Source organism: Acinetobacter sp. 226-1 (assembly GCF_030329325.1).
GTDB classification, from domain to species: Bacteria; Pseudomonadota; Gammaproteobacteria; order Pseudomonadales; family Moraxellaceae; genus Acinetobacter; species Acinetobacter sichuanensis.
The window spans coordinates 450,995-469,942 of sequence record NZ_JACANU010000002.1 but is presented as its reverse complement, the minus strand read 5'-3'; the positions used below and the strand labels follow the sequence as shown (position 1 = coordinate 469,942).

The window sequence follows — 18,948 nt, the reverse complement described above, 5'->3', positions numbered from 1 at the left end:
AGTATGATAAATAAGGAAATCTCTGATATTTTCCACGCTTCAACGGTCTTAAACCGTGAACAGTTGAGCTTTTCAAAAGCATCAGTAGAAGCACTACACCAATGGGTGTCAGACTTATCTATTATGAAGCTAGGCGACAGTTCAGAAGCGTTATTAAATGCAATGTATGAAATTGCAGAATTAGATTGCACCGAAACATTACGTTTTGATTTGCTACAAGTTTTGCATCCTAGCATTGAAAATGTGTTAATTGGTTTAGAAAAATACTTTTTAGATCAAGGACTTTCTCATTCTGATCGTAATGAGCATATTATTGAGCTCACGACGTTTATGCGTGCCTATTTTGCAAAAATTTATGTCGATATTACACACAGAAGTTCCTTACAACTCAATCAACAAAAATATGCCATTTTAAAATTTGCACAAAATCGTAGTTTTAAAACGGCTCGTATTTTGTCTAGCTATTATGCGTTACAACAACTCGGTTTACTCCTTACGCAGCAGCAAATGCTTTACAGCCCTGCTTTATCAAATCAGTGGCAAACGATTCATAATATTTATGAACTTGCTGCAAAAAATAACGAATTATTAATTAATATCAATCAATTACAAGGAACACATTTTCCTGTACAAAATATTCAGCAAGCTTATGCTCAAGTCTTGTTATTAGATATTTTTAATACTCATCAAATTCGCCCTAATGAGATTCAAGCCCTTTATCAATGTAGTCTAGACTGGGCAAAGCTCACACAAATTTTACCAAGAGAAAGCTCTCTTTCAAGATATATTGTAGATACGACAAAAGATCATCCTCCTATTTACAACCGTAAACATCATGAAGATTTTAAAGCAAATGTCTTTGTTTCAACCCAACAATTGCTTGAACATATCAATGATACGATTCAAAATGAATCCACCTATATTTCTAAAAATGAAAAGGATTTTCTTTCCTCTGCACTAAAATTTCATGTACAAAACGTTTTAGGAACGCATTCTGAGCGTCAACATGAACGTTATGAATATTCTGCGCAATTACAAATTTGCTTTACTTTACAAACAGCACATTTTTATTTATCTAATGCGAAAACTTTTGATGAAACATTATTAATCAATCAAAATTTCGGCTTTAGGTCTGAAGCGAATGTACAAACTAGTATTGCAAATCACAATTATGATGCTGCACAGACACAAAAAATTAAGCAAATTGACCGTGAAGTTAAGCAAATTTATCAAACCGAAGTACTCGATATTAGTATTAATGGTTATCGTATTGCTTGGTCAGGTGAAGCACCTAAAAATTTGCGTACAGGCGAACTGATTTTGGTCAGTGAAAGTCAACAAAATAAATGGAAATGCGCTGTTGTACGTTGGATTAAACAAAGTGTAAATAAAAGCTATGAGGTCGGGATTGAGATTTTATCGCCAGATATTTATCCATGTGCCATCAAAGTGCCTTCTGAGGTTTCAAGTTATAATTATCAGCCTTGCTTATTGGTTCAAACTGAACAAGAAGAGCAAAATAGATTGTCTTTAGTTCTCCCTAACTTAGCACATTTCAAAGAACAACAAGCTTTGTATTTACGTTTTAAAAATCAAGAAATCAAAATTTATTTATTGAAGTCACTGTTTATTTCTCAAAGTTTTGTTCAGTTTGATTTTGAATTGCTCAACGATGAAGAACAAATGATTATCGATGAATTTATCCAACAACAATTAAATGATTTAAATAATCATGACTTATGGGACACTTTGAAGTGAGAAATTTATTATTATCTAAGAAGTTAAAACTCTCCGAAACACGAGTACTGATTATTGATGATAATCAAATTCGTTATAATATGCTGATGGAGATGTTTCAGAGTAAAGATCATCTCGCACAAGGTTTACTATTAGATGATTTGAAAAGCTTCGAAAAACAACTTAATACGTCTTGGGATTTAATCATTTTTGGACGTGCTTATGATTTAAAAATGGAACAGGCGGTTACATTAATCCAAGCGTCTGAACAAGTAAATATTCCCGTGATTTTATTACGTCCTACGGAATATAAACCTGAACAATATGAATATTTTATTCATAAAGGCATTTATGACATCATTGATTTGCAAGAACCAGAACATTGTTATATCAGTCTAGTTCGGGCATTGTCTTATAGCCGTGCGCTACAATCAAAACAACATTTACTACAAGATTTAGAAAATGCTAAAACTCAAGCACAATCTCTTGTAGAAGAACAGCATAAAGCATGTGCTGTGATCGAAGAAGGTATTCATACTCAAGCAAATCCTGAATATCTTGAGTTATTTGGTCTAAAAAGCGAAGAAGAGCTGATCGGTTTACCAATTTTAGATATTTTACAGCCTGAAAATTTAAATGATTTCAAAAATCGTTTCAAAAAAATAACTCAAGGTCAATTTGACTATGCTCGTTTTGATTTAAGCACTCAAAATCAAAATGCCAAAACTCAAAACCCTTTAAAAATTGAGTTTCTACCAGGTTTAGACGAAGATTCACTTAGCATTACAATTGAAGTTGGTGGCGCGCAGCAGAGTACAAATACTCAACCTCAGCAGAATAACTCTAGCTCTATCTCTAACTTATTCCCACAAATCAACCGTGCACTGATCAACCAGCCTGCAAAAGCAAATGCGTTGGTTATTTTTAGTCTTGCAGATTGTCCTGACTCTATTTTTGATCTTTCGTGGCAAGACGCAAATAAATATTTTGAAGGTATTCAAAACTTTCTTAAAGAACAAACCAACCAAACGATTTTCAATATTTACCCTGGTGTCTATGGGATCTTATTACAAGCAGGTTCTGATTCATTATTAGAATCTAGAATTTCTAATTTGCATGTACTACAAAAACCACAATTGCAAGAAATTAATTTTCAAGCCTATAACTTCCATCTCAAAATTGGGGTTGCTCCTATTATTGCGCATGATTTTCATGAAAATAATTTTTCTGAGTTACTGACCCAAGCCTATAACTCACGTATATCAGCACAACCATCTGAATCAGATTTACAGATGAGTGCATCATTAGAATCGACCAAAATTGAACTTGCGCCGCTTGTAGAAGCGCCTATTTCCGAAGAATCTGCACCTGTTATCATTGAAACGATTGAAACAGCAAGCGTTGACGTACCGACGATTACACCTGTGTCAAAGCCAGAAAATGTGATAAAACAAGACGTTTCACACCAGTCCTCACCTATTCTTCGCCAAATTGCAAATAGTTTGGAAAAAGGTGAAATTCGTATTAAATATCAACAACTTTATGATAAACAAGATACTAACTTATATATTTACCAAGTGACCAGTGGTTTTATTTATGAAAATCAATGGAAAAAAATTAGTAATCTCATTGAGCTTGATGAAGATATTGAACTTTCTATTAAATTAGATCGCTGGATTTTGGTAGAAGCTTGTAAACAATTACATAACTTTATTCATCAATATCCTGAAGCAAAGATCATTGTGAATTTAAATCGTCATGTTTTATTCCATGATAAACAATTCCCTGAACTTGTTTCAAAATTAATCACTATTGTTGGAAGTCGTGCCACGCACCCAATTATTTTGCAGTTTGATGAAGAGGATCTTGCGAAAAATATCGTTGAAGCACAAAAAAATATTGCAATCTTACGTGAACATGGTGCTGATATTGCGGTACGTCGCTTTGGCTCAAGTATTTCCAGTGAAATTATTTTGCAACAAAGTGATATCACGCATCTAACCTTAGATGAAAAATATACATTGATGCTCAACAAAGAAAATACAACTCAAGCCTTACAGGAAATAATTGATAAATATCAAGAAATTAAACCTGTAGAGTTTCTGCTTACCCAACTAGATGACATGAATAGCTTTGCCAATGCGTGGAATGTTGAAGCACGTTTCTTACAAGGCGACTATTTCCAAAAGAAACTTGACCAACTCACAGATGTTCAAGATCAATAAAATCTGAGCTGACTAAAATACATCAGGAGCTTAGCAATAAGCTCTTTGAATCTCAAAGCAAAAGATCGTCACAAAGCAAAATATAGATACAAAAAAACGAGCCAAAGCTCGTTTTTTATGTTTTGTCGTATTAACGTTTGATAGAACGTGACATACCAGCAAAACGTTGTTTGAACTTGTCGATACGACCGCCAGTGTCCACATTCTTTTGTTTACCAGTATAGAATGGGTGACAAGCTGAACATACGTCAAGATAAAGAGTTTCTTTACCTAAAGCAGAACGTGTTTCGATTACGTTACCACATGAACAAGTTGCAACTAATTTTTCGTATTTTGGGTGAATATCGGCGCGCATGGTCGATTCTCCTAAGTTAAGAAAGGTTTTGCTGTCATCGCAATTAACCACTCTTAAACAGAGTGTAAACCCTATTTAAGGAAAGCAAATTTAAAAATAAATTTAGCAGGCTAACACCATAACAGACCATTTCTTTTGAGCCCACCGAGACTATAAGTGTCAGAGCTAAGCACAACAAGTGGGCAACATTATACCGAGTTTTTCTCAATAATGCGACTAATCAAGTACAGAATTTTCTTGAGTTTGACTATTTTCATCGTGTTGTTTAGACCAATAGTTCGCAATTACACCACAGACCATCAATTGGATTTGATGGAAGATCATGATTGGTAAAACAATCATTCCGATCGGCTGTCCAATAAATAGAATTTGCGCCATTGGAACACCACTTGCCAAAGTTTTCTTCGAACCACAGAAAAAAATTGAGATTTGATCTGCTTTATTAAAACCAAGCCACTTGGGAATATACAAAGCCAAAAGCATGATGATGGTTAAAAAAATCGAACAAGCCAATGTTAAATATGTCAGTGTCGTCCAACTCACCTGATGCCATAATCCTGCAACAACTGCACCACTAAATGCGCCATAGACCACCATCAGAATGGTGCCCTGATCAAAAGTTCTGACAATACTCGGAACTTTTTGCATCAATGGAAATACATAAGGACGTAACAACTGCCCCGCGATAAATGGCACTAAAAGCAATAAAGTAATTTCAATAATTGATGAGGTTGGGTCATAATCATGTTTAGATTGACCAAAGATAAATAAGCTCACCATTACAGGTGTAATAAACATCCCGATCAAGTTTGAAAATGAAGCACTACAGACCGCAGCCGCGACATTCCCTCGTGCAACTGATGTAAATGCTATTGAAGATTGGACAGTTGACGGCAAGAAGCACATAAACAAAAAGCCCCAATACAGCTCTTGCCCAAGTAATGGTAATAAAACTGGTTTAGCCAACAAACCTATGATTGGAAATACGGCAAAAGTGAATGCAAAAACAACTGCGTGTAATTTCCAATGTAATACTCCTTCGATAATCGCTTCTCTTGAGAGTTTTGCACCATGTAAAAAAAATAAAATGGCAATTGCAATAGTGGTTATTTTCCCAAAAATGTCCGCAGCAATACCATGTACAGGTAAAAAAGTTGCCAAGATGACCATCACAATCAATAGAATTGTGAAACGATCCAAAGCGAGTATTTTTAAAATATTCATCTTAAACATCCTGTCTTTTGAATGAAAGAAAAGCTAAAAAGCCCAGTGAGATGAATTTACCTAAAGGTAAACTTTTATCTTACTGAGCTTCTTGAATATAGCTACTTTTTGAGCAAAATGTTCAGTATTTAATTTCGACACTTAAGCTTTATATAATGTGTTCTTATATAAGTTGTATCGCAATTTTACGCTATTAATTGTTACGTGCATCTTGATCTTGTTGAATAAGTTCAACTTTATAACCATCAGGATCTTCTACAAATGCAATAACAGTTACACCGCCCTTCATCGGACCAGCTTCACGCACAACATTTCCACCACGTGCTTTAATCTCTTCACAGGCTTTATATGCATCTTCAACACCAATAGCGATATGACCATAAGCATTTCCTAAGTCATAACTTGATGTATCCCAATTATGCGTTAACTCTAAAACAGTATTGTTTTCTTCATCGCCATAACCAACAAAAGCTAAGGTAAAACGACCTTCTTCATAGTCACGTTTGCGAAGTAAAGTCATACCGAGTACTTCAGTATAGAACGCCAAAGATTGTTCTAAATTGCCTACACGTAACATGGTATGTAGCATGCGCATGATAGATTTCCTAATTAACAAATACTAATCTCTCAATATAGGCAATGCGCATTCACATTTCAATTTATTGCTTCAAATGAAATATAAAAATAATGATGAATGTTTAATTTTCAGTATCATTTTACTTTGCTCTAAACTAATAAAAATAAAAAACCGACTCAATCTTGTAGATCGAATCGGCATTTAAACCTTACAACGTATTCATGATATTACATAAATTACTTTTTTCTATCCTTGTAATTTCTGGTGATCTCTTAATAATTTTCCGACCCAAACAACAAGTATCAAAATCGGGATACCAATTAAAGTTGTCATTAAGAAAAATTTTGGATAACCAATATTGGTAACAATTGTACCTGAATAACCACCTAAAATTTTTGGTGTTAACGTCATTAAAGAACTAAAGATCGCATACTGTACGGCTGTAAATGAAACACTGGTGAGACTTGATAAAAATGCAATAAAAGCTGCACCTGCCAAACCTGATGCTAAATTATCAACAATAATGGCGAAATATAGCCAATTTGAACTATATTTTTCAATCACTTTACCTTTAATTTCAACAGCGTCGCTATGACCAACAACAATTGGTTTTAAAGGTTGAATATCAATATCTAACGTCGATGTGCTATTCACCAATTGATAGTTTTGTTGTGCAACTAAATACTGATGATTTTGATTAAAATTAACCACTGCACTGACATTTTTTGATGTAGAAGCTTGTAAGTCTTGAGCATCAATCGAGCCTGTGAAAAAGCCATCTTTATCTATTTTTGCAGGATATTCTTTAGTATCCAACTTTAACGTAATCGGCTGCTCAGCGTTTAAATCACTTGTATTCACCCCAAGTAACTGCCCTTTCACCACAATATTTTGCTTTAATTCAGCAGTAGATAATTGGTTGTCACTGGTCAGCGGTAAAAGTTGAATTTGCGCTGTGCCAGTATCTTTTAAATAAGGAAGTTGTACTTGTCGCTGTTCAGATTTGTCTTGATATTGCGTCGAAATACTCACATTTTGACTACTTGCCAAAACTTGATTAGGAACTTGAACTTTCCAATAACCCACTTCATCAGGTGTAGCTGTAAACTGTTGCTGCCCAACCTGTACTGTAACTTGATCCATCGGTTTGCCTGAGTTGACTAAACCAATAAAAATCAAGTTTGTTGAACTTGCTAATACCGCACCAACAAACATCAATTTCATGATATTCATGCGTTGTGCCAGTAAACCACCTAAAAAACCACCGACTAAACTAAAAATAACACCATAAACTTTAACAGCCTCGGCAATTTGTTCTTTGCTAAAGTTTAAATCTTGGTAATATACATTAGAAATCACCCCAGCAATAATGTCAGAAATTCTATAAAAACCAATAAGTAATAGTAAAACTAATGCAAGTTTCACCCCATAGCGTCTAAAGAAATCTGCGATTGGATTGACCCAAGTTTCATATGCCATCTGCGAATTTACAAGACCTGCACGAATCAGCATAATTGCTACGCCAATGGCTGCTGCGCCTGAACCTAAAAAGCGCAATGTTTCCATTAAAAACTTAAGAAAATTATCATTAATTTTCCATTCAGTTTGTAAATGTTGCACCAAATCATCAGAAAAATAATAGCAACCAATAAAAGTGATCACAGCAACGAAAAATACCGCAACCAAGCGATAATAATCTGTATTTTTATAATGCTTATCTACACGGTTAACCTGTGGCTCGCGAATACATAGTGTTGTTATAACGCCAACGCACATGACTGCTGCCATTGCTAAATACGTATATCTCCAAGCCTCATAAATATAATTACCTTTAGCTGTACCAAGTTTTGCAGCCAAGAATAATGCACCTGCGCCCGCAATAATCATGCCGATTCGATAACCTGCATTATAAGTGGATGCCAAAATGGTTTGCATTTCTGTTTCAGCAAGTTCAATACGATAAGCATCTATAACAATATCTTGTGTTGCGGCTGAAAAGCCGAGTAACACAGCACCAATTGCCATTTGATAAAGTGCGGACTGCCCATTGGCAGGATTCGTCATTGCCATGATACAAATCGCACAGATAATAAGCACTTGTGCAACCAACAACCAAGCACGTCTTCGACCTAGTTTTTTGGTCAGTAAAGGAAGTGGGATTTCATCAATCAAAGGTGCCCAAACAAATTTGAATGAATAACCTAATGCAGCCCAACTAAAAAATGTGACTGCACTTTTATCAATTCCTGCTTCACCTAACCATAGAGATAGACTCGAGAAAATCAATAAAATAGGAATTCCTGCTGAAAAACCTAAAAATAACATGATGAGGGCACGACGATCTAAAAATGCTTTAAAAGCAGCGATCCATCCTTGATGTTGTGCCGATGTTTGCTCAGAACTTGACGATGACATTGCGTTATTATTTTCTGAAAAATGAAATAGTGCTATTCAACCGCTTAATGCTTCGAGTTTCAATCATTTTTATGCAACAGAGCACAGCTTTTACAGATATTTCCGTTTTTGACGCTTGATCTTTAGTACCATTCCTGTATACCTTTAAACTTTCAATTTCACATTTAGTTTTGGATTTCACCTGTGACCCAAAGACACGATCAATTAAGCTCAACGACTGTTTCAACTCCAGCAACGCCAACCACATTACAACAAATCGAAAACACATTACCTTCAGCTTTTGATCAAACGGACATCAAGAATACTTTGACACAAACTGCACTAAAACCAGAACAACTGACCCATATTCCAAATTACGCTACGATTCCATCCTCAACCAAAAGAATCAAACCGTTAAATAACTTTTTGGGTCAAGATCGCGCTAAGGCTTCGGTTGAAGCAGGTATTGCCCTGCCTTACTCAGGCTATAATATTTTTGCAGTCGGCACAGCAGGTCTTGGCAAGAAGACCATGATTAAGCGTTTACTGCAACAACATGCTAAAACCATGTCTACGCCTGACGACTGGGTGTATGTCAATAACTTTAAACATGCGCGACAGCCGATCGCCCTACGCTTTCCTGCCAGTCAAGGTGCAAAATTTCAAGCTTTATTGCATCAAACATGGAAAACGATTGTAAAACAATTAGAACGTCGTTTTAGTGCTGAAACCTATCACAATCGCATTGAAAATATTCGTCAAATCACAGGTAATGAACAACAACTTGCTTTGGGTGAACTCACCAAAGAAGGTGAAAAACTCGACTTAAAACTGATTAATCATAATGATGAACATATTTTTGTTCCTATTCATGTGGTAGACAATCAAGTTTTAGAGTTATCTCAAGACGATTTAAATGCACTTGATAGCAAACAGCGTGCAGAAATCTCTGCCAATATCCGTTACATGGATAAAAAACTCGATCGTCTCGGCTTACAGTTGGGTGACCTTGAAGATGATGCGCGTGATCAAGTTTCTGAACTTAATCGTGATATTGCCAAACAAGTTGTCATTCCACGTATAGAATTAATTCGCAATAAATTTGAAGCAATTGAAGGCTTAGAACAATATCTCAAACTCTATGCAGCCGATATTATTGACAATGTCGAAACCATTTTAGATCAAGAAGGTGATGAATTTTCACCTGCTTTATTTAATCATGTACCTTCACGTTATCAAGCCAATGTTGTTGTCAGTCATAAGTTAAATTCTGGCGCGCCTGTGATCTTTGATGATTTTCCAACGCATTACAATCTATTAGGACATGTTGAGCAACTCACTCAAAATGGCACCATCACGACAGATTTCACTTTGATTCGTCCAGGAGCATTGCATCAAGCCAATGGTGGTTTTTTAATTTTAGAGGCGGAGCATCTTTTAGAACAGCCTTATGCATGGCAAGGTCTAAAACGCGCTTTAAAATCTGGGCAACTCAAGCTCTCGTCTTTAGAACATATGCTGACTTTAACAGGCAGTATTTCTATTGAGCCTGCGCCAATTCCTCTAGATATTAAAGTGGTTTTATTGGCTGAGCCTGAAGTTTATTATGAAATATTAGAGCTTGAACCAGAGCTTGGCAGTGTTTTTAAAATCCGTGCTGATTTTACCGATACATTACAACGCAATGATGACAACGAACAAGCTTATATGCAGTTGATTGCAGACTATGTGCAACAAGATAAACTTTTGCCATTTGACCGCTCTGCTCTTGCTGCGTTATTAACGGATTCGAGTCGTCAAGCTGAAGACCAAAGTTCATTATCATTACATGCTTTAACTTTAGGTGACTTAATTCGTGAATCACACCATCATGCTGCACAGATGGAACAAAAACTTGTCACCTCACACCATATCAATACAGCACTCAAACACCGTCAATATCGCTTAGGCTATTTACGTGAATTGTATTGGCAAGATTTATCCCGTGGCACACAGCTCATTGAAACCAAAGGACATCGCTTAGGTCAAATCAATGCACTCTCCGTGATTCAATATGCCGATGTAGAGTTTGGTCTACCTTCTCGTTTGACCGCCTCTGTCTATCAAGGTGGTGGTGATATCCTTGATATTGAGCGTAGTGTCGAACTCGGTGGCTCTTTACATGCTAAAGGCGTTTTGCTGATGTCGAGCTTCTTAAAAGCACACTTTGGGCGTGAACAGATTCTACACTTCTCTGCTGCGCTTGCCTTCGAGCAAAGTTATGGGCAAGTTGATGGTGATAGTGCCACTGTTGCTGAACTTTCCGCATTAATCTCAGCGATCAGTCAAATCCCTATCGATCAATCATGGGCAATTACAGGCTCTATGAATCAGTTAGGGCAAGTTCAACCGATTGGTGGTGTCAATGCCAAAATTGAAGGCTTCTTTGATGCGTGTAAATTACAAGGTTTTACAGGCAAACAAGGTGTGATTATTCCTCGTCAAAATATGCAACATTTGATGTTACGCCAAGATGTAATTGAATCCGTTGAAACAGGTCAGTTCCATATTCATGCTATTGATACCATTGACCAAGCCCTTGAAATCCTGATGGCGCGCCCTGTTGGAACTTTAGATAAAAAAGGGCGTTACAGTAAAAATTCGATTTATGCCGCAGTCATGGCACAACTTGAATATTGGCAAGCCCTTGAAGATGGTATAGAAATCGAGGAAAAACCAAAGAAAAAAAAGAAGAAAAAAGCTAAAGATGCCAAGAAGAAAGCTGTTAAAGATGAAGTTGACAGTAATGAAACAGATACTGCTTTAACGCATAAAAATACCTAAACCCAACATTTCCCCATCAAAAAAGCCTCTGAATTTATCAGAGGCTTTTTTATTGATTAGATCATTAACAAAATATTTAAATCAGTAAATTAACCAAAACGACCTGTAATGTAAGCTTCAGTAAGTTGATGGTCAGGCTGAGTGAATACTTTTTCTGTTGAATTCACTTCAATCAAATCGCCTAAATGGAAATAAGCAGTACGGTCAGATACACGCGCTGCTTGTTGCATTGAGTGCGTAACAATGGCGATCGTATATTGTGCTGAAAGTTCAGATATTAACTCCTCAACTTTTGCAGTTGCAATTGGGTCAAGTGCAGAACATGGCTCATCCATCAAAATGACTTCAGGGCTCACAGCAATCGTACGTGCAATACACAAACGTTGTTGTTGACCACCTGATAAACCTGTTCCCGGCTGGTTCAGACGATCCTTCACCTCTTCCCATAAACCAGCTTTACGTAAACTGTTTTCTACAATTTCTTCCATGTCATATTTATCACGTGCCAAACCATGTAGTTTTGGACCATAAGCAACATTATCAAAAATTGACTTTGGAAATGGATTTGGTTTTTGGAAAACCATACCCACTTGAGCGCGTAGTAAAACAACGTCTAAATTAGGATCATAAATATCTTGATTATCTAGCGTAACTTTACCTGTCACACGACAGCCATCAATGGTGTCATTCATACGATTTAAAGTACGTAAAAATGTTGATTTACCACAACCTGACGGACCAATAAATGCAATGACTTCATTTTCATAAATCTGCAAATCAATACCTTTGATCGCTTCAAAGTCACCATAATATACATGTGCATCTTGCGCACTGATTTTGACTGTTGTTGCTTGGTCTTTCTTAGGTGCAGTATTTGACTCAAATTGAGAAACAAATGAAGTTGCTGGACGTTTATGTTCCGTATCTTGAGTCGTAAATTGTGTGTGATCTTGATTCACTGTCTGATCCTTTTTTAAGGAATTTTTAATATCTAGAGTACTCATATTTTGTCCTTGATTACCAACGTACTTCAAACTTTTTACGTAACCAAATTGCGAAGCTATTGAGTAAAATCATCAAACCAAGCAATACAATAATGGCTGCCGCGGTACGTCCTTCAAAGAAGTTACGTAATTCATTGCCTTGCCATAAAAACACTTGAACAGGTAAAGCTGTTGACTGATCTAAAGGCGTCGCAGGAATATTTGCAACAAAGGCACTCATACCAATCAACAATAAAGGTGCTGTTTCACCTAATGCCTGTGCAACACCAATAATTGCACCTGTTAAAATACCCGGTAAAGCCAAAGGTAAAACATGATGGAAAATGGTTTGTATACGTGAAGCACCTAAACCTAAAGCTGCTTGACGAATAGAAGGTGGCACAGCTTTCAACGATGCACGTGTCGTAATAATAACCGTTGGCAAAGTCATTAAACTTAGCACTAAACCACCAACCAATGGAGCTGAAATTGGCATATGCATCCAACCAACAAAAATTGAAGCACCAAGCAAACCGAACACAATAGAAGGTACGGCTGCTAAGTTGTTAATATTGACTTCAATAATGTCAGTTAGCCAATTTTGTTTAGCAAATTCTTCTAAATAAATCGCACTTGCTACCCCAATCGGAATCGAGATAAAAATAACGATCAGCATCATGAACAATGAACCCATGAATGCACCAGCAAGACCTGCAGTTGCAGGAGAACTACGCGAGTCTGGATTTGTAAATAATTGCATATTAAACGTACGATCAATAACGCCAGACGCACTCATCGAATCTGCTAGCTTACGTACTTCAGGACTAAGCTGCTGTTGGTCATCAGGAAGATTTCGGTCGATATTACCCGCAAGCCATACATCCACATTGGCATCAGCTAAAATTTTGACATCACGCTTTTGCCCAATCAATGCTGGATCTTTAAAGACCATATCACGCAAACGATATGCTTCAGAGCTAGTATAAATACTCCCTAAATCATCACGATGTTCCGCCAATTTAGGGTCTTTTGTAATCATACCATTTACAAGTAATGCATCCCAATCCACCATACCCATTTTTGTTTGCCATTCAACATAGCGTTCCTGAAAATGAGCAGGTGCTTCATTTGCGGCTTGAGTAGGTTGTGGTCCTGCATCAATCACTTTAGGATCAAAATATACAGGAACATTAATACTCGCTTGCCAAAATGCAGGTAAACCTTTTGCCAAAATACTGCCAAAAAGTAAAGCAACAAAAGCAAGACCAATAATGACTGAGGTTAAACCAAAGAAACGAAATGCTTTTTCTGTACGATGACGCGAAGCCAAAGATTTCGCAATTTTTGCTTTACGTTTTTCACGAAGCTCTGCTGCTGCACGAGGATCAAATACATTTTGATCCACTGGAGATGTATTTGATGTACTCATTCGTATTGCTCACGGTATTTACGCACAATATAAAGTGCAACAATATTTAGACCCAGTGTAATGACAAACAGTGTTAGACCTAAGGCAAATGCAACCAATGCTTGTGGGCTTGCAAAGTCTGTATCACCTGTTAATTGATTGACAATAGTTACAGTCACTGTAGACACTGCTTCTAATGGATTGACATGTAACAATGGGCTATTTCCTGCCGCTAAAACCACGATCATGGTTTCACCAATAGCACGAGATGCAGCAAGTAAAAATGCACCAATAATCCCTGGTAATGCCGCTGGCATCACTACACGACGAATGGTTTCTGACTTCGTTGCGCCTAAACCTAAAGAACCATCACGCAAAGCACGTGGTACTTGAGTGATAATGTCATCTGAAAGGGATGATACAAATGGGATAATCATAATACCCATGACAAAACCTGCGGTTAACGCACTTGTTGCATTGATATTAAGTCCAATTGCATCACCTGCCATTTTAAAAAATGGACCAATGATCATTAAGGCAAATACGCCATATACAATTGTTGGAATACCCGCCAAAATCTCAATTGCAGGTTTTGCCCATGAACGCAAACGTGGTGAAGCATATTCAGCAAGATAAATTGCAATCATTAAGCCTACAGGTACAGCAACCAATAAAGCCACTATACTAACCATCAGTGTGCCCCAAAGTAATGGTAATAAACCATAACTTCCTTCAGCACTCCCCGAGGTACTAAAACCAGGATTCCATTCAGTACCTAAGAAAAAGTCAAGAGGACTTACAAACTGGAAAAAGCGCATAGCTTCACTGAACATTGACATCACGATGCCAACGGTCGTTAAGATCGCAACACCTGAACACAATGCTAAGCTAACATTAATTGCTTTCTCAACTTTGTTACGTGCTCGATATTGTTTTTCAACACGTTTTTTCGCCCAAACTAATCCCAAGAGTGCAACACAAATGACAACAGCAAATTTGGCGAAGGCACCAATTGTTTGTACTTTCTTTAATTCTGCGGCAGCAGCTACTTCATAAGCTGCTGGCGTATCACTTACCCCAAAACCAGATGCAATGGCTTTCACACGCTCAACAAGAACTTGAATACTGGCATGATCTGAAGATGCTACAACTGATGCAGGTATATGATTTAAAATTATTTGTTTTAATAAGTTAGGTTCAACCAGATTCCATACAATCAAAATCAAAAAAGCAGGTATACCACACCACAAGGCAACCAATGCCCCATAATAGCCTGGGCGTGAATGTAAGGTTGCTGAGTTTTTCCCCTTACCCGCTATATTTCGACTTTTACTCAATCCGATTTGATACGCAATTGCTACAAGAGCCAATAACACACCAATAAGTAGCAGATTCATGCATTCTCCACAGTTTTTCCAATGATTTCGCTTGAAAAAACACTGCTTAAGCAAAAAATGCTAATGGCAGTCTCCCACCATTAGCCTCTTATTTTTTGAAAATTATTTAACGCCTTGACCTGCTTTAAATGCAGCTAGAACTTTTGCACGCTCAGTATCAGACATCGGAATTAAGCCAGCACGTTCAAGTTTAGATCCTTTACCAGATACTTTTTTACTTAAGAAGAACTCAGTAAATTGTGGTAAACCTTTGATTGATTTCAAATGTTCGCCTTTCACATAAAAGAACAATGGACGAGAAACAGGATAAGCGCCATTTAAAATCGTTTGTTCAGAAGGTGCAACGTTATTTACAGTTGCAACGCGTAATTTGTCACGATTTTGATCATAGAAACCTAAACCAAACACACCTACCGCACTTGGAGATGTTTTCAAACGTGCCAATGTTTCAGTGTAGTCACCTGAAATTTCAATCACTTTGCCATCTTTACGGAAATTAGAACATACTTTTTTGATCGCATCTTTGTCTAACTTCTTGATTGCATCATAAGTTTCACAACCTGCATCAACCATTTTCTCTTGGAAAACTTCACGTGTACCGTGATTTGATGCTGGAATAACTAAAGTAATCGGTTCATCTGGAAGTGTTTTATCAATTTGACTCCAACGTGTATATGGATTTGGAACCATTTTACCATTTGATGGTAATTCAGCCGCTAAGGCTGCAAATACATGTTGTGGACGCAATTTATATGCTGCTTTATTTGAGTTTGAAGCAAATACAATGCCATCATAACCGATTTTTATTTCTAAAATTTGGTTTACGCCTGCTTTTTTACATGCTGCAATTTCAGTATCTTTAATTTTACGTGAAGCATTTGCGATATCAATTGTATTATCGCCCACACCTGAACAGAATTGTTTTAAGCCCGCTGAGCTACCACCAGAACCAACAACAGGTGCTTTAAATTGTGGAAATGTATTACCAAATTCTTCAGCAACAACACTCGCATATGGAAGTACAGTTGAAGAACCAGCGATTTGGATTGTGTCACGAGCTGCATTAGCTGCTGTTGCCACCGTTGCCCCTGAAACAACTAAAGCAATTGCGATATGGTTTAAGCGCATTCTTTTCTCTCTTTATAAATTGCAAGTTGAGTACTTCACTTCCATCATGGAGTACCTTTTTGGATACCTGCATTTTGATTTTAAAATATGACAAATAAGTTACAGCTTTATGACGCTTTTATGATAATTAAAGACTTGTTTTTGATTTATTTAAATTTCTTTAATTTTCAATATGTAATCACATTTTTCTAAATATTTATTTTTTCAACTTTCTCTACATTAATTGTAATAATTCATGAGACTGTCATACTGATGTAAATTTTTTTATTATAAACAAACACAATTTACCCCAAATTTATCATTTAAAAATACACAGATTAAAACAACTGAATCAAATCTCATCTCAATAATTTACCAACAAATATGATTTAACCATTATTTTTAACTGAGATATAAAAGTATTTATGACCCATTTAAATCTATATAAATAAAAAAAACCGAGATTTAAAAATCTCGGTTTTATAGAAGATATGATCAAACTTAACGTTTATTATAAATTGCTTGTGCGGCAGGTAAATTTTCACGCATTGCAGCAATACGTTGTGAATTTGATGGGTGAGTCGACAAGAATGATGCACCACCAGCACCTTCAAGTTTATTCATTTTCTCCCAAAGAGAAATTGCAGCTTGTGGATTATAGCCCGCTTTTGCCATAAGCATTAAGCCGCCTTGGTCAGCACGACTTTCTAAGCTACGTGAATAAGGTAAGCCCACGCCCACTTGTGAACCTAATTGTGCTGCTGCTGTACCAAGCTGCCCTACACGATCACCTGCTGCACTTAAACCGATTTGTAAAGCTAAATCTGTCAATGCTTGAGCACCAATTTTATTTTTTGCATGTTCTTCTAAAGCATGCACCATTTCATGCCCCATCACTGCGGCAATTTCAGCATCAGTTAAACCGAGTTTATTGACAATACCTGTATAAAATACAACTTTACCACCAGGTGCAACGTAAGCATTGACCTGATCAGACTTTAATACTGCCAACTGCCAATCAAACTTTTGACCTGTTTGGTTCATCTGATCTGCATACGGTTTTAAACGTATAAATACAGAGTTAATACGACTATAAGTTGAAGATGAAGTATCTAATGTTTTATTACTACGTGCTTCTTGCACTGTTTTATTAAAACCTTGTGTCGCTGCAACATTAAGCGTGGCACTATCAGCACCAGCCATATCTGCCATAGTTGTACAACCAGAAAGCGTTATTAAGCCTGCTGCACAAATACCCATCATAAGTTTATTATTCATTATCGTATGTTCCAATAATCTCAAGTTATATCTACAATTATATTTAAATTACAACGGAGTGAGTATATAAAATTTCTTCATAATCATAGTATTTATGTAATTTTCCATTTTTATAAAAATTGAATGGCTAACCAATATAACAAACATAATGCATCTAAAATCAAATAAAAACTGCTCACTGGCTTTATTTTTTCATTCAGCCCTGCTTTATTACGATTAAAGAAAATAATACTGTTCTGAATCAAAATAATTGGAATCAGAATACATGCCAAAGAAATACTTAAGCCCAATAAAGCATTTTGAATAATTTCAGGATTATTGGTTTGTGCTTGGATAATCAGCATTGCCAATGTAGGTGCGCCACCTATTGCAAATAGCGAGGAATAAAAAATAGTATTGGAAATATTTTTCTGCATGACAATAATCGTTTAATAAACTTCTAACAACATTCTAACAACCACATAATGATTGAGAAGCAGAACTTTGCACGACTTTAGTCTGCAATAACAAATAAAAAAACTCGATAACGACGCGCATTATCGAGCTATTTTAAAATTCTTTAAAATTATTTTTTAGTTGCAGCCAAATAAACTTGTTTTGCTTCAAGCATATTCTTATTTAGCTCTTTAATACGATCATCATTTGATGGGTGTGTTGAAGTAAATTTCTGTACAGCACTATTTCCAGAACTGTCAATTTTATTCATTTTTTGCCAAACAGTCACTGCTGCTTCAGGATTATAGCCTGCTTGAGCCATTAACATTAATCCGCCACGGTCAGCTGCTGACTCTAAGCTACGAGAATATGGTAAACCAACACCATATTTACTACCAATATCAAGCGCTTGACTACCCAATGAACCAAACTTTTCTTCTGCATAGCCTTTGCCAATTTTAACAGCCATATCCGTAAGTGCTGTCGCACCCGCAGATCGCTTAGAGTGCTCTTCTAAAGCATGCGTCATCTCATGCCCCATAATTGCGGCAATTTCTGCATCTGTAAGCTTTAAAGTATTGACAATGCCTGAGAAAAATACCACTTTTCCGCCTGGCATAACAAAAGCATTTAATTCATCAGAATGTAATACACTTAGTTTCCAATCAAATTGTTGACCTGTTTTGTTGGCTTGATCTGCAAATGGTTTCATTTTTAGAAAAATAGTATTAATACGTTTATATGTTGAAGACGTTGTATCTAATGCTCGCTGAGCTTTCGCATCTTCAATCAGAAGTTGATAGTCTTGTGCTGCATTAAAATTCAGTGTTGCTGAATCATTTCCAGTCAAATCTGCAATTGTTGTGCATCCTGATAACGCCACTGCAAGACCCAAACCCAATATTAATTTTTTATTAGTCATTATATTTTCCACATCTTAAATCATTATTGATTTTTAACCCAATATAAACATTGGTTAATTTATGAATGTAGATTATCTTACAA

At 36.4% G+C, this 18,948-nt stretch carries 14 protein-coding genes; 3 read left to right on the top strand and 11 right to left on the bottom strand.

The window, feature by feature from the left end; genetic code table 11:
* Positions 1-3 precede the first annotated feature (3 nt).
* Positions 4-1,758, top strand: coding sequence for a cyclic-di-GMP receptor FimW-related protein (locus tag HX124_RS05685; protein ID WP_286382219.1), 1,755 nt, complete (start codon positions 4-6; stop codon positions 1,756-1,758).
* The gene (locus HX124_RS05680; protein WP_286382218.1) at positions 1,740-3,962 is read left to right on the top strand and encodes an EAL domain-containing protein; all 2,223 of its coding nucleotides are present in this window, start codon (positions 1,740-1,742) and stop codon (positions 3,960-3,962) included. The genes HX124_RS05685 and HX124_RS05680 overlap by 19 nt, the downstream gene beginning before the upstream one ends.
* A gap of 130 nt (positions 3,963-4,092) precedes the next feature.
* Here HX124_RS05680 and rpmE read toward each other — a convergent pair whose 3' ends face one another.
* The 4 genes from rpmE to HX124_RS05660 form a co-directional block, all read right to left on the bottom strand.
* The gene (gene rpmE, locus HX124_RS05675) at positions 4,093-4,317 is read right to left on the bottom strand and encodes a 50S ribosomal protein L31 (protein ID WP_005015004.1); all 225 of its coding nucleotides are present in this window, start codon (positions 4,315-4,317) and stop codon (positions 4,093-4,095) included.
* A 216-nt stretch (positions 4,318-4,533) separates the two neighbouring features.
* Positions 4,534-5,541, bottom strand: coding sequence for a bile acid:sodium symporter family protein (locus HX124_RS05670; protein ID WP_286382217.1), 1,008 nt, complete (start codon positions 5,539-5,541; stop codon positions 4,534-4,536).
* A gap of 193 nt (positions 5,542-5,734) precedes the next feature.
* Positions 5,735-6,136, bottom strand: coding sequence for a lactoylglutathione lyase (gene gloA / locus HX124_RS05665; protein ID WP_286382216.1), 402 nt, complete (start codon positions 6,134-6,136; stop codon positions 5,735-5,737).
* A 228-nt stretch (positions 6,137-6,364) separates the two neighbouring features.
* The gene (locus HX124_RS05660; RefSeq protein WP_286382215.1) at positions 6,365-8,533 is read right to left on the bottom strand and encodes an AmpG family muropeptide MFS transporter; all 2,169 of its coding nucleotides are present in this window, start codon (positions 8,531-8,533) and stop codon (positions 6,365-6,367) included.
* 183 nt (positions 8,534-8,716) lie between these two features.
* Here HX124_RS05660 and HX124_RS05655 point away from each other — a divergent pair, with 183 nt between their 5' ends.
* Positions 8,717-11,335, top strand: coding sequence for a Lon protease family protein (locus HX124_RS05655; RefSeq protein WP_286382214.1), 2,619 nt, complete (start codon positions 8,717-8,719; stop codon positions 11,333-11,335).
* Positions 11,336-11,424: 89 nt separating this feature from the next.
* Here the strand turns inward: HX124_RS05655 and pstB are convergent, their stop codons facing one another.
* The 7 genes from pstB to HX124_RS05620 all read right to left on the bottom strand — a co-directional run bounded on the left by pstB (position 11,425) and on the right by HX124_RS05620 (position 18,865).
* A complete protein-coding gene (pstB, locus tag HX124_RS05650) occupies positions 11,425-12,339 on the bottom strand; it encodes a phosphate ABC transporter ATP-binding protein PstB (RefSeq protein ID WP_107006593.1) in 915 nt (304 codons plus the stop codon).
* 13 nt (positions 12,340-12,352) lie between these two features.
* A complete protein-coding gene (pstA, locus tag HX124_RS05645) occupies positions 12,353-13,747 on the bottom strand; it encodes a phosphate ABC transporter permease PstA (RefSeq protein WP_107006592.1) in 1,395 nt (464 codons plus the stop codon).
* Positions 13,744-15,123 (bottom strand): phosphate ABC transporter permease subunit PstC, encoded by a 1,380-nt coding sequence (gene pstC / locus HX124_RS05640; protein ID WP_286376439.1) that lies wholly within the window; start codon positions 15,121-15,123, stop codon positions 13,744-13,746. Before pstC ends, pstA begins: the two co-directional genes overlap by 4 nt.
* A 102-nt stretch (positions 15,124-15,225) precedes the next feature.
* Entirely contained in the window at positions 15,226-16,251 is a 1,026-nt protein-coding gene (locus HX124_RS05635; protein ID WP_107006590.1) for a PstS family phosphate ABC transporter substrate-binding protein, read from the bottom strand.
* A 480-nt stretch (positions 16,252-16,731) separates the two neighbouring features.
* Positions 16,732-17,508: a M48 family metallopeptidase gene (locus HX124_RS05630; RefSeq protein WP_107006589.1), complete on the bottom strand. Its 777-nt coding sequence runs from the start codon at positions 17,506-17,508 to the stop codon at positions 16,732-16,734.
* Between the two features lie 110 nt (positions 17,509-17,618).
* On the bottom strand, positions 17,619-17,924 hold the full coding sequence (locus HX124_RS05625) for a hypothetical protein (protein WP_286382213.1): 306 nt from the start codon (positions 17,922-17,924) through the stop codon (positions 17,619-17,621).
* Positions 17,925-18,073: 149 nt separating this feature from the next.
* A complete protein-coding gene (locus HX124_RS05620) occupies positions 18,074-18,865 on the bottom strand; it encodes a M48 family metallopeptidase (protein ID WP_107006587.1) in 792 nt (263 codons plus the stop codon).
* Positions 18,866-18,948: the final 83 nt, after the last annotated feature.